Consider the following 13,328-nt stretch of genomic DNA (forward strand, 5'->3'; position numbering starts at 1 on the left):
ATTACTACTTTTTCAACTATTTGGAACAGCCGATCGTCACACGGTTATTGCCACCGTAATCTTTGATGGTTTGAATATCTTTATAACCATATTTTTTAAACAGTTGATACACCACACCGGCTTGGTCATAGCCATGCTCAAGTGCAATCCAGCCATTGGCAGTTAACCACTTTTTACCGTTTTGAATAATAAATTCAATATCGGCCAAACCATTATTGCCCGCAACCAAAGCACGTCGAGGCTCTGCCGCCAAACCTTTAATGTGTTTATCCTGAGGATCAATATAGGGTGGATTCGATACAATCACATCAAAGAACTGGTTTTTTTCTAGTGCTTTAAACCAACTGCCACATGAAAATTTCACATGATTCAAATCATGCTTTTCAGCATTGAATTTCGCAACTTCTAAAGTTGGCGCATAAATATCCGTTGCAGTTACTTGCCATTCAGGACGTTCGCTGGCAAGCGATAAAGCAATTGCACCCGTTCCCGTACCCAAATCAACGACACGCGCATCTTCAGGCAAGTCCAAATGTAAAACCGATTCCACCAGAACTTCAGTATCTGGACGTGGCACCAAAGTATCTTTGGTCACTTTTAAATCCAGTGTCCAAAATGGCTGTGAACCTGTGACATAGGCCAAAGGTTCACCATCTTCTATTCGGTTCAAAGCATCGATATAGGCATCTTCTTGGTCAGCTGTCAGTTGCTGATCCTTTTTCATAATCAAATCAAAAGAATCAATTTTGGTGATATGTTCGAGCAACCAAGCATTTTCTTGGCGCTCATAACTTTCTGCTTCACCACGTAAGGCCAAAGCCTGTGCAATATTCATTATCCACCATTCTGCTGTGCGAGCATTGCTAACTGATCCGCCTGATATTCACGATGTAAACTGTCGAGCAATTCTGTTAAATCACCTTCCATCACGGCATCTAACTTATATAAGGTTAAGTTAATACGATGATCGGTCATACGACCTTGCGGATAGTTATAGGTACGAATACGTTCTGAACGGTCACCTGAACCGACCAAGTCACGGCGCATTTCAGAGGTAGCAGCATCGGCAGCCGCACGTTTGGCATTTTCCAGACGTGAAACCAGTAAAGCCATGGCTTTGGCTTTATTTTTATGTTGTGAACGTTCGTCCTGACATTCGACCACAGTACCTGTTGGTAAATGGGTAATACGCACTGCAGAATCGGTTTTGTTAATGTGCTGACCACCCGCACCCGATGCACGGTAGGTATCAATACGCAGTTCAGAAGAATTGATTTCAACTGAAGTATCGACATCCACTTCTGGAAGGATGGCAACGGTACAAGCTGAAGTATGTACTCGACCTTGTGATTCAGTTGCAGGTACACGCTGTACACGGTGCGCACCACTTTCAAACTTCAGGCGACCATACACGCCTTCACCATTAATCAGGCAAATGACTTCTTTATAACCACCATGTTCACCTTCATTCTCGGACAGGATTTCTAGTTTCCAGCCTTGAGCTTCAGCGTACTTGCTATACATGCGATATAAGTCACCCGAGAAAATCGCAGCTTCATCACCACCCGTCCCGGCACGAATTTCCAAATAGGCAGAGTTGGCATCATTCGGATCTTTCGGAATCATCAGGATATTTAAGTCTGCTTCAAGAGATGAAATCAGCGCTTTATTTTCTTGAATTTCTTCCTGCGCCATTTCCTTAAAATCAGGATCGGACAACATGGCTTCAGCAGTTTCAATGTCTTTTTCAGCTTGGGTGTACTTTTTCCAAACTTCGGTGATTTCCGTTAAGTCATTATGTTCACGCGAAAGTTGACGAAAGCGTTTGTTGTCAGAAATGACTTCTATATCCGCAAGCAATGCGTTTAATTCTTCATGACGGTCAGAAAGTTGATCTAATCGTAAACGTAACGATTCTTTCATTTTGCAAAATATCTCAATACAAAGGCTATCTCCATGCCTTATATGACATAGATCAGCGCAAAAAAAATTGTGCCTAGTGTAACGATTCTAAGGGTTAAATGACATAGATATTGTGGGGACAAAACCACATATAAAAAGGGATTTTTTTAAGATAGGATCTAAATCCATTCTCGTTTTATTCATATTCATCTTATAAATGTTTATTTTATGAGCATTTTTCAACATTGTTAATATAACTTTACAAAGCAGACACTAAACGCCACAACTATGCTTGCTCGTCTCCACATTTCTCGAAAATCTTTTTGTTACATTTGCTCCATCGAAATAACTGACTGACAACGTCCGCTTTTTTGGACACGGAGTTAACTATGAAACTGAATGCATTATTATTAAGCGCAACTTTAGCTGCATCATCAATGATGGCAGTTAATGCTCATGCCGACAATTCAACTCGTATTGCTGCAACTTCTGCTTTAGGTAGTGTCGCAGGTACTGCTCTTGGTAAGCAAATGGGTGGTAATACTGGCGCAATGATCGGTTCTGCAATTGGTGGCGCTGGTGGTGCTGCAGTTTCTGCTGACCGACGTAACCGTACTGGCGCTGCAATCGGCGGTGGTTTAGGTGGTGTTGGTGGTTACACTGTAGGTAAAAGCATGGGCGGAACAACGGGTGGTTATGTTGGTTCAGCTTTAGGTGCTGCCGGTGGTTCAGTTCTCGGGAAAAAAGTATCAGAAGACCGTCGTGCTGACCAACGCTCTTACAAAAAACATTCTAAAAAATACCGTCGCAGCCATCGTTAATTCATCACCGTTCGGCTGAACTTAAAAAGCACCTTCGGGTGCTTTTTTTTGCATCATCATTATTACTTGTTAATTATGGATAAATTTGGAAGAGAAAAATACAAACGATTAACAAGCCATCCATCTTCAATGCAACGCTTTCTACTATCTTAGACTTAAGAGATAACAAAAGATTCCAACTGGAGTTCACCATGAAATTTAATTCAATTTTATTTGCTACAGTCATTGCAACATCTGCTATTGCCACTACAACAACTTATGCAGGCAATACGACCAATGTTGCTTTAACCTCTGCGCTTGGTAGCGTAGTGGGTACAGCGGTGGGTAAACAAATGGGCGGCAATACAGGTGCCATGATTGGTTCTGCACTTGGTGGTGCTGGTGGTGCTGCTGTTTCAGCCAATAAACGTGACCGTACTGGCGCTGCAATCGGTGGTGGTTTAGGTGGTGTGGGTGGTTACACTGTAGGTAAAAGCATTGGCGGTACAAATGGCGGCTATATCGGTTCTGCTTTAGGCGCTGCCGGTGGTTCGGTACTGGGTAAAAAAGTCAGCGAAGACCGTCGTTATGATGATCGTACAGACCGCCGTTATAATAGTTATAACAACCGTCGCTACAATCGTCGTTAATTTTCAGATTTAAATTTTAAAGCACCTTCGGGTGCTTTTTTAATTTTATCATGATGATGCATGACTAATTATGAATAAATCAGGAAGAAAAAAAATACAAACAAGTAACAACTCATCCATCTTCCTTTCCACATTTTTTATTACATTTAACTTAAGAGATAACAAAAGCTTCAAAAAGGAGTTTGCCATGAAATTTAATTCAATCATTCTTGCTGCTGTAGTGACGTCATCCGCTTTAACGATGACTACAGCCAATGCAGGCAATACCACAAATACAGCCTTAACTTCTGCCTTAGGTGGTGTCGTCGGTGCCGCAGTCGGTAAACAAATGGGCGGTACTACGGGCGCAATGATAGGTTCCGCTATTGGTGGTGGTGCAGGTGCTGGTGTTTCTTCTAACAAACGTGACCGTACTGGTGCCGTGATCGGCGGTGCTTTGGGTGGTGCGGGTGGCTATACCGTAGGTAAAAACATGGGTGGTACCAATGGTGGTTATATTGGCGCCGGCTTAGGTTCAGCAGGTGGTGCATTACTGGGTAAAAAAGTCAGTGAAGACCGCCGTTATGATGATCGCTACGATCGTGATGAGCGTCGTTATGATGATCGATATGATCGTGACGACCGTCGCTATAATGATCGCTATGACCGCCGTAATAATAGTTACCGTTACAGTGACCGCCACGACAATGGTCGTCATGTAGGCTGGAACAAACGTCGTTAATTGCAAAAATTCAATTTAAAGCACCTTCGGGTGCTTTTTTTATATACGCCCCGCAATTACTTAATTCATACTCACAATTTCAATATATCGAAAAAAAACGATATACAAATTCACTCAGTCATCGTATGCTTTTCTTAGATTTCATATTTGAGAAAAACAATGCGTTCATTAAAAGACATCCAATTTGCAATTCTTGAACTTGCACCCGTCCGTGATGATAAAAGCATTCAATTTTCACTGCATCATGCTTTGGAAGTGGCACAAAAAGCCGAACAATTAGGCTATAAACGTCTCTGGCTTGCAGAACATCATAATATGGATGGTATTGCCAGTTCAGCAACTGCGGTTTTACTGGGTTATATCTTAGCAAATACTACTATTTTAAAAGTCGGTTCGGGTGGCATTATGTTGCCCAACCACGCACCTTTAGTGGTTGCAGAACAATTTGGTACTTTGGCAACCCTTTATCCGAATCGTGTTGAACTCGGTTTAGGACGTGCCCCAGGTACAGATCAGGTCACGATGCGTGCCTTACGTCGTGGTCGCCAGGAAACTGAAGATCAATTTCCCCAAGATGTGCTTGAAATCCTGCAGTACTTTAAAGAACCGGCACCACATCAACGTATTGTTGCAACACCGGGACAAAGTACCCATGTTCCAGTCTGGCTTTTAGGTTCAAGTTTATTCAGTGCACAACTGGCTGCAAAATTAGGACTTCCCTATTCATTTGCCTCACATTTTGCGCCACGCATGCTGGATCAAGCGATCAAACTGTATAGAGAAAACTTTGAACCTTCTGAATATCTGGATCGACCGTATGTTTCCATGGGTGTTCCAACTGTGGTTGCTCAAACAGATGAAGAAGCTCAATATCTGGCGACCAGTGCCTATCAACGTGTACTGGGCTTAATGCGTGGACAAAGCTTAAAACTCAAAGCCCCTGTTGAAACCATGGAAGGAATTTGGTCACCTGCAGAAAAAATGTCAGTCGATAACTTTTATGCGATGGCACAAATTGGTTCACCAGAGACAGTCAAAGCCGGTTTAGAAAAGCTGTTAGAAAAATATAATGTCGATGAATTCATTTTTACCTGTGACATTTACGACACAGATAAACGTATTCAGAACTTTGAATTATTAATGGATATCAAAAATTCTTGATACTTTTAAAATCCCCAATAGCACCTGTGTAGGTGCTATTTTTTATGTTAAATGTCTATTCAGCTGATCATCTTATCTATTTTATGCCGATTCAATTGGACAACATTTGTGATCTTGTTTAGCTTAGACATAATAGCTTTATAAAAACAATCGAATACAAAAATGGAAAATAGAATGAATCAATATATTAATAAACCTAGCTCTGCATTTATTGCTGTAAGTTGGGTTGCGCTTATCACGGGTGCAGCTGCATATATCATCGGCTTATTTAATGCGTCAATGTTACTGAATGAAAAAGGCTATTATTTAATCCTGATTTTATATGGTTTATTCGCCGCTGTATCTTTGCAAAAAATTGTCCGCGATAAACTCGAAGGCATTCAGGTGACTGCGATTTATTTTGGACTTTGCTGGGCATCAATCGTGATCTGTATCACATTGCTTGCCATTGGTCTATGGAATGCCTCACTTGAATTAAGTGAAAAAGGATTTTATATCATGGCTTTTTTACTGAGTTTATTTGGTGCAGTTGCGGTGCAAAAAAATATTCGCGATTTAGACTATCTCAGAACACATACCCAGCCACCAAGTGTCCCCAATTACTCCAATACACAATTTCAACATATAGAAAATGATGAAGAAAAAAACTAAGCTTCTATAAGCATCAAGAATAAAGCTAAGACTTGTCCCTTACTGGCAAGTCTTTATTTTTTATCAGTTCACCATTAAAAAACTATGAAGATAAAGCAGACGAGAATCACTCTGCCACGGTGAATTTTCTATGATGGTAAGGAAAATCAAATTAGAGTCATTGTAACGATTGATATTAAATTATTTTATCCTGAACGCATAACAGCCTAAATCATAAGCAAAAATTAATCCACATTCGAAACAACAACATAGTTGCGATGACTGACCAGATTTCAGAAAAATCTTTACCAAAAGTTCCAACTTGGATATACCAAAGAACTGTAGAACCGACCGCGACAAAGTAAAAATAAGAAAGGATATGTAAATGGTTAACAAGAAAAAAGATCCATTGGATGGTTTCTTTCAGAATACACCCGATTTTTTTCAAAAATTTAAGGGAAAAATTGTTTCATCAGAAGATATTAAACACTTTGATTTTTCCAATTTAAATGTTGCCATTGTGGGTGCAAATCAAATGACAGTGACGCATTTAGATCAAATCTGTAATCAGGCAAAATTGGTTAAAATATTTCAAATTACCCCGCATTTTATTTTGCCACACACCGAAAAAGGCATTCATAGACTGCTTTCACATCCTTTAATTATTAAAAATCGCCGCTTATTTAATAATCGTGTCAAATCATTATTGGCTATTCGCTATCTTGAATCACAATTGAAAGACAACTGGTTAAAACGTCAGTTAATGCCCAACTCGGCAAGTGAAAATAAAGTGTTCTTTAAGTCAGATACTTACTATGCAGCATTACAGCGTGAAAACTGTAAGTTAATTACTTGGCCAGTGGTTAAAATTACAGAGCAAGCCGTACAAAGCATGGAAGGTGTTGAACACTTGGTCGACGTAATCATTACGACCTATTAAGTTTTAAGCATAAAAAAAGAGGCTGATATGCCTCTTCTTTTATCGATCAATTTATTTCACTGTACCGATATATTTATAATTGTTGTTATTCTTTTGATAACGCAAATAATTTTGTGTCAATTCACCTGATGGCTTAATCACTAGAATATCAATTTTTTGAAGATCTGGAGATACACGAATATAGTGTCGATCCATATCAAAAGGTTCTATATTTTTGGGATAATAATTACAGTCATAAGCGACATTAATGTGATCAAGTGCTTTTGTTTTAGTCTTAAAGACATTCACACTTTTATATTGGGCATTTTTAATTTGAGTCGCCTGAATGCCATATTGCCCTTCACAACCACTCCCAATATAAGTTTTAGAAACAAGATAGGTTGGAATATTATTCAATTGAGTTTGACGAATTGCTTTAATACCCCCCCCATCATTGAGTGCGTGTGTAATGACTTTTCTGCCCTGTTTAAACTGCACATAAGACTCAAATTCACGCATTGAGCCACCAGCAGAAATATTAAATGTATAAAACTTGAGCTTTCGATCAGGACTGTAATTCAATAAAAGTAGATTTTTATCGAGTAATTTTTTAAATGGGTATTCAAAACTTTGTGAATTTTTCTCAATAAAATTTGCGAATTTTGATGCCACTTCTTGGTTAATGCCGTCATTCTCATAGCGATCAGTCAAACTGGTTTTATAATATTTATTGATGATATCGGTTTCAAAATTTGCCACAGATTCTGCAAAAGTCTGGCTATTTACCAGGCTCAACATAGCGAAAAAAAGAGTAATTGTTTTTAGCTTTAATATTTTATACATATAACAATCCTCATATTTTTCGATTATTTAAAGTAGAGTTAAAGATTAATTTAACTCTACTTTCACTTTAACCAATACGACGTTTAAGACCTGTCATTTGTAAAACACGGGTTGAAATTTCTTCAATCGACATTTCCGAAACGTTCAAATATTTAATGCCTTCAGAAATATAAATTCCTTCAACCGCACGAAGTTCCATCAGACATTGACTGAAACTTGCATAACGGCTGTTTGCCTTGCGCTCAGTACGAATCGCTACAAGACGCTCCGCATCAATCATTAAACCAAACAGTTTACTTTTATGTGGACGCAATACTGCAGGCAAACGGTTGTCATCCAGGTCTTCTTCGGTTAACGGATAGTTCGCCACACGAATGCCAAATTGTAATGACAAATAAATCGAGGTTGGCGTTTTGCCTGAACGTGATACGCCAATCAGAATTAAATCGGCTTTGTCATAATGGCGGGTACGTGCCCCATCATCGTTGTCTAAGGCAAAATGCACCGCATCAATACGGGCTTTATACGACTCAGAATCGGTCACTGCATGGGTTTGTCCGACTAAAGTTGTAGGAGGAGTACCTAAAACCTCAGACAACTTACCAATAAGCCCTTCAAATACATCAAGATTTACTGCATTCGCAGTGTTAATAATGTCACGTACATAGGGGTCTACCAGGGTATCAAAAACCAAGGGTTGCTGCCCATCACGATCAGCGCGCTGATTGATTTCTGCAACCACATTCATTGCAGCTTCTTCAGAGCTAATATAAGGAATAATATGAATGTCAAAATTAACATGAGGAAACTGTGCTAACAGTGAATGTCCAAGGGTTTCAGCGGTAATTGCCGTACCATCAGAGATAAAAAATACACTGCGCTTAATCTGTTTACCTTCTGACATTAAAATTCTCCTTAAATATTTGTCTAAGTACTGTAAAATCTTTATAGTAAACCGATCTTACATGACTGTCGCCGAGTTAAATCAAAAAGCCACGCGATTTGTTATAATTTCATGCCAAGATAGTGATTAATACTGCAAAAGTGGAGTAACAACTTTGGAAGCGCGCGTAATTGGTCTAGAAAAATTAGGGAAGCACGACGTTGAACTTGTAGGTGGGAAAAACTCATCTTTAGGTGAAATGATCAGCCATTTATCCAATGCTGGTGTGTCAGTACCAGGTGGTTTTGCAACGACTGCGGCTGCTTATCGTGAATTTCTCGAGCAAAGTGGCCTAAACGCTAAAATTCAGGCAGAGCTATCAACTTTAAATGTTGATGACGTAAATGCTCTTGCAGTAGCTGGCGCTAAAATTCGCCAATGGATTGTCGATACTCCGCTTACAGCAGAACTCGAAAAAGAAGTTCGCAACGCTTTCGCTGAATTATCTAACGGCAACCCTGACATCGCGGTTGCCGTTCGTTCATCTGCAACTGCAGAAGACTTACCCGATGCTTCTTTTGCCGGCCAGCAAGAAACATTCTTGAATATCCGTGGTATCGACAATGTATTGATCGCGATTAAAGAAGTTTTTGCATCTTTATATAATGACCGCGCAATTTCATACCGCGTACACCAAAACTTCAAACATGAAGTTGTTGCCCTTTCTGCGGGTATTCAACGTATGGTACGTTCTGAAACTGGTGCTGCAGGTGTAATGTTTACACTTGATACAGAATCTGGTTTCCGTGATGTGGTATTTATTACTGCATCTTATGGTTTGGGTGAAATGGTTGTTCAAGGTGCGGTAAACCCTGACGAATTCTACCTGTCTAAACCATTATTAAACGCTGGTAAACATTCTATTCTGCGTCGTAATCTTGGCTCTAAACACCAAAAAATGATTTATGGCGAAGAAGCTTCTGCTGGTAAATCTGTGGTTGTTGTAGACGTTGAAAAAGCAGAACGCCAACAATTTGCGTTAAATGATCACGAACTTCAAGAACTTGCTAAACAAGCATTGATCATTGAAAACCATTACGGTTCACCAATGGACATCGAATGGGCGAAAGATGGCGACGACGGTCAAATCTATATCGTTCAAGCACGTCCTGAAACAGTAAAAAGCCGTGAAAATGTCGGCACAATGGAACGCTACCTGCTTAAACAAAAAGGTACTGTGATTTGTGAAGGTCGTTCAATTGGTCAACGTATCGGTTCTGGTAAAGTACGTATCGTTTCTTCAATCAAAGAAATGGACAAAGTACAAGACGGTGACGTTCTTGTATCTGACATGACTGACCCAGACTGGGAACCAGTAATGAAACGTGCAGCTGCGATTGTAACCAATCGTGGTGGTCGTACTTGTCACGCAGCAATCATTGCACGTGAGCTTGGTGTTCCAGCAATCGTGGGTTGTGGTAATGCAACTGAAGTACTTACTGATGGTCAAGAAGTAACCGTTTCTTGTGCTGAAGGTGATACAGGCTTCATCTACGAAGGTGCTTTAGATTTCGAAGTTCAACGTAACTCTATCGAATCTATGCCAGCACTTCCGTTCAAAGTTATGATGAACGTTGGTAACCCTGACCGTGCATTTGACTTCGCTCAAATTCCAAACGAAGGTATTGGTCTTGCACGTTTAGAATTCATCATCAACCGTATGATTGGTGTGCATCCTAAAGCGTTATTGAATATTGACAGCCTTCCACGCGAAACTCGTGCCGCTGTAATGGCACGTACTGCGGGTTACTCTTCTCCAATCGAATTCTATGTAGAAAAATTGGTTGAAGGTATTTCGACGCTTGCTGCTGCTTTCGCTGACAAACCAGTGATCGTTCGTATGTCTGACTTCAAGTCAAATGAATATGCAAACTTGATCGGTGGCAAGTTATACGAGCCAGAAGAAGAAAACCCAATGCTTGGTTTCCGTGGCGCGAGTCGTTACGTTTCTGACAACTTCCGTGACTGCTTCGAACTTGAATGCCGTGCATTGAAGAAAGCACGTGACGAAATGGGCTTAACAAATATTCAAATCATGATTCCTTTCGTACGTACAGTTGCTGAAGCGAAACGTGTGATCGAGTTATTAGCGCTTAATGGTCTTAAACGCGGTGAAAACGGCCTTAAAGTGATCATGATGTGTGAATTGCCAACTAACGCATTGTTAGCTGAACAGTTCCTTGAACACTTCGATGGCTTCTCTATCGGTTCTAACGACTTGACTCAGTTAACACTCGGTCTTGACCGTGACTCTGGTATCGTTTCTCACCTGTTTGACGAACGCGATCCAGCGGTTAAAGCGCTACTTTCTATGGCGATTCATGCATGCCGTAAAGCAGGCAAATATGTAGGTATTTGTGGTCAAGGTCCTTCTGACCATCCAGATCTTGCTAAATGGTTGATGGAGCAAGGTATTGAGTCGGTTTCTTTAAACCCAGACTCGGTTTTAGACACATGGTTCTTCCTTGCTGAAGAAAAAGCTCAACAAGTTTAAGAAACTATGTTAAAAAAAGACCCACATTTGGGTCTTTTTTTTCATCTATAATTTAAGGGTTTGCTATACAAACCTAATTTACGTTTTGAGATTTAATATTTATGCAAATTTACTTGGCTCGTAATAATCAACAAGCTGGTCCATACACCTTAGAGCAGTTAAATCAAATGCTCGCTAGTCAGCAAGTTCTGCTTACAGATTTGGCTTGGCACCAAGGCATGACCGAATGGAAAGCTTTAGGTGAATTAACCCAAGGTAAACTTGTATATCAACCTGAAGGTTATATAGCTCCCGCACCTATCCCTGAGCAACCCCCTTTCCAGAACTCCAGCTTTAACAAAATACATGTTGAAAAAAAAGCAGCACAAAATAATGAGCTCGCTTCAATTAGCACACGAGTCTTAGCAAAAATTATCGATTTATTGCTCTGGTTGCCTGCAGCTGCCATTCCATCTTTTTTCCTAAAACCGGATCAAGTTAATCAGTTATCAGAAATTCAGCAAAAGATGCAGTCTGCAGACACATCAACTCAAGCAGTCCAGTTACAACAGCAATTATTTACCCTTATTCCAGCAGAAGCTTGGCAAGCAATGCTCATCTACATCATTATTATGCTTGGAATTCAGGCATTTATGTTGGCGAAATCTGGGCAAAGTATTGGCAAAAAACTAACCAAAATCAAAATTGTAGATGTGGAAAGTGGTGAGAAAGTAAGCTTAATGCGTGCATTCACCTTACGCAGTTTCATCTTTATTATTTTAAATTTGCTGTTTATGCCGTTTATCACCATCCTTGACCATGTTTTTGCTATTGGCGAAAAACGCCAAACTTTGCATGATAAGCTCGCCAAAACCAAAGTGGTCAAACAATAATCATACAAGAAACAGGGATTATTTTATATCCCTGTTTTTCCCCAGAATATTGATATTAAAATAAAATTACTATCTTGAAAGTTTAATTCCGAGTAAAAAAATCAGTTTTTATAACAGTCATTTAAAGCCTCTTTACATATAGCTTAGTTCAACAATATGAGGCATAATGCCTCACAACGTAGCGGTGCCTCATGATTGGGAAGGATTTTCTATGCTTAGAATTTCTAAGTGAAAATAAAATATTTCCAATCATGCGACACTTTAATCGCTATCCCATATTAAATTAGGGAATGGGACTCTTCACCGAGGTTGTAAAATGAGACAAACAATTTTAGCTGTATTGTCTTTATCTGCGATGGCTGCACTCTTGACTGGGTGTGGCGGTGATATGGTACTTCTAAACTCAAAAGGTCCAGTTGCTCAAGGTCAATCTGACTTGATGATGACTGCGATCTATTTAATGCTTTTGGTGGTCATTCCATCAGCAATTATGGCATTGTGGTTTGGATGGAAATATCGCGCATCGAATAAAGATGCAGACTATAAACCTACATGGGCACACTCAACTGCAATTGAAATTGTAGTATGGGGTATACCTGTCATTATTATTGGTATTCTAGCGTGGTTAACTTGGTGGGGTTCCCACAAGTATGACCCATACCGTCCGGTCGAATCTGATAAAGCACCTTTAACTGTTCAAGTTATTGCTGAACAATTCAAATGGATCTTCATCTACCCTGAACAAAACATTGCGACTGTTAACGAAATTCGCTTCCCAGAGAAAACTCCGGTTAGTCTTCGTTTAACTTCCAACTTCACAATGAACTCGTTCTTTATCCCTGCATTGTCTGGTCAGATTTATGCAATGGCGGGTATGCAGACTCACTTGAACTTCTTGGCAGACGAAACTAGCCCAGCTGAAGGCTACCGCGGTTTCTCTTCTAACTATTCAGGTTATGGCTTCTCACAAATGCGCTTCCGTGCTCATTCTGTGACAGATGCTCAGTTTGCTGAATGGGTAGCAGCAGTTAAAGCAGGCAACGGTACTTCAGTAAATCCTAATGCAGTTCAAAAAGCTGTTTTAGACCAAGCTGAATTTGCAGCTTTACGTGACGGTAACCGTTCTAAGCACCAAATCGAAGCAATGGTTGTGAATGCCCAAACTCCTGAAGAAAAGGCTGCTGCTGAAGCAATGAAGTCTTATCCGACTAAGCCACATCCAGTGACTTATTATTCTTCAGTAGAGCCTAAATTGTTCGAATCAGTGATTAACAGATACATGAGTAATTACCACGGTGCTGACCATTCAGCAACTGCTGGTCATGAAGCTGCTGCTTCTGATGCTCATGCAAATGTTGAACATGCGACTGCAGCTTCTGTAGAGGAATAAGAC

At 40.1% G+C, this 13,328-nt stretch carries 13 protein-coding genes; 9 read left to right on the top strand and 4 right to left on the bottom strand.

The genetic code is table 11. The annotated features are described in order from the left end of the window. Positions 1 to 16: 16 nt before the first annotated feature. Both prmC and prfA read right to left on the bottom strand, forming a co-directional pair. Positions 17 to 835, bottom strand: coding sequence for a peptide chain release factor N(5)-glutamine methyltransferase (gene prmC, locus HLH14_RS08320; RefSeq protein ID WP_067726201.1), 819 nt, complete (start codon positions 833 to 835; stop codon positions 17 to 19). Further along, a complete protein-coding gene (prfA, locus tag HLH14_RS08325) occupies positions 835 to 1,923 on the bottom strand; it encodes a peptide chain release factor 1 (RefSeq protein WP_067726199.1) in 1,089 nt (362 codons plus the stop codon). Before prfA ends, prmC begins: the two co-directional genes overlap by 1 nt. Positions 1,924 to 2,291: 368 nt before the next feature. On the opposite strand from prfA, the gene HLH14_RS08330 reads away from it, so the two are divergent. From HLH14_RS08330 to HLH14_RS08355, 6 genes are all read left to right on the top strand, one after another. Continuing rightward, positions 2,292 to 2,723, top strand: a complete 432-nt coding sequence (locus tag HLH14_RS08330) for a hypothetical protein (RefSeq protein ID WP_067726197.1) — start codon at positions 2,292 to 2,294, stop codon at positions 2,721 to 2,723. A gap of 191 nt (positions 2,724 to 2,914) precedes the next feature. Then, positions 2,915 to 3,352 (top strand): hypothetical protein, encoded by a 438-nt coding sequence (locus HLH14_RS08335; RefSeq protein WP_086194715.1) that lies wholly within the window; start codon positions 2,915 to 2,917, stop codon positions 3,350 to 3,352. Between the two features lie 187 nt (positions 3,353 to 3,539). Continuing rightward, a complete protein-coding gene (locus HLH14_RS08340) occupies positions 3,540 to 4,073 on the top strand; it encodes a hypothetical protein (protein ID WP_067726193.1) in 534 nt (177 codons plus the stop codon). 159 nt (positions 4,074 to 4,232) lie between these two features. Continuing rightward, the gene (locus HLH14_RS08345; protein WP_067726191.1) at positions 4,233 to 5,234 is read left to right on the top strand and encodes an LLM class flavin-dependent oxidoreductase; all 1,002 of its coding nucleotides are present in this window, start codon (positions 4,233 to 4,235) and stop codon (positions 5,232 to 5,234) included. 174 nt (positions 5,235 to 5,408) lie between these two features. Beyond that, a complete protein-coding gene (yiaA, locus tag HLH14_RS08350) occupies positions 5,409 to 5,885 on the top strand; it encodes an inner membrane protein YiaA (RefSeq protein ID WP_171532895.1) in 477 nt (158 codons plus the stop codon). A 364-nt stretch (positions 5,886 to 6,249) separates the two neighbouring features. Then, positions 6,250 to 6,804, top strand: coding sequence for an NAD(P)/FAD-dependent oxidoreductase (locus tag HLH14_RS08355; RefSeq protein ID WP_171532896.1), 555 nt, complete (start codon positions 6,250 to 6,252; stop codon positions 6,802 to 6,804). 51 nt (positions 6,805 to 6,855) lie between these two features. Here HLH14_RS08355 and HLH14_RS08360 read toward each other — a convergent pair whose 3' ends face one another. Both HLH14_RS08360 and ppsR read right to left on the bottom strand, forming a co-directional pair. Next, a complete protein-coding gene (locus HLH14_RS08360; RefSeq protein WP_171532897.1) occupies positions 6,856 to 7,542 on the bottom strand; it encodes a hypothetical protein in 687 nt (228 codons plus the stop codon). Between the two features lie 151 nt (positions 7,543 to 7,693). Beyond that, positions 7,694 to 8,530 (bottom strand): posphoenolpyruvate synthetase regulatory kinase/phosphorylase PpsR, encoded by an 837-nt coding sequence (ppsR, locus tag HLH14_RS08365; protein ID WP_067726182.1) that lies wholly within the window; start codon positions 8,528 to 8,530, stop codon positions 7,694 to 7,696. Positions 8,531 to 8,684: 154 nt separating this feature from the next. Here ppsR and ppsA point away from each other — a divergent pair, with 154 nt between their 5' ends. The 3 genes from ppsA to cyoA all read left to right on the top strand — a co-directional run bounded on the left by ppsA (position 8,685) and on the right by cyoA (position 13,325). Next, positions 8,685 to 11,063 carry a phosphoenolpyruvate synthase gene (gene ppsA / locus HLH14_RS08370; RefSeq protein ID WP_067726180.1) on the top strand — a complete coding sequence of 793 codons (2,379 nt, stop codon included), beginning with the start codon at positions 8,685 to 8,687 and terminating at the stop codon, positions 11,061 to 11,063. A gap of 101 nt (positions 11,064 to 11,164) precedes the next feature. Then, positions 11,165 to 11,935 (top strand): RDD family protein, encoded by a 771-nt coding sequence (locus HLH14_RS08375; protein ID WP_067726177.1) that lies wholly within the window; start codon positions 11,165 to 11,167, stop codon positions 11,933 to 11,935. 316 nt (positions 11,936 to 12,251) lie between these two features. Next, positions 12,252 to 13,325: a ubiquinol oxidase subunit II gene (cyoA, locus tag HLH14_RS08380; protein ID WP_067726175.1), complete on the top strand. Its 1,074-nt coding sequence runs from the start codon at positions 12,252 to 12,254 to the stop codon at positions 13,323 to 13,325. Positions 13,326 to 13,328 lie beyond the last annotated feature (3 nt).

It is taken from the genome of Acinetobacter terrae, from assembly GCF_013004375.1.
In the GTDB taxonomy this organism is placed as follows: domain Bacteria; phylum Pseudomonadota; class Gammaproteobacteria; order Pseudomonadales; family Moraxellaceae; genus Acinetobacter; species Acinetobacter terrae.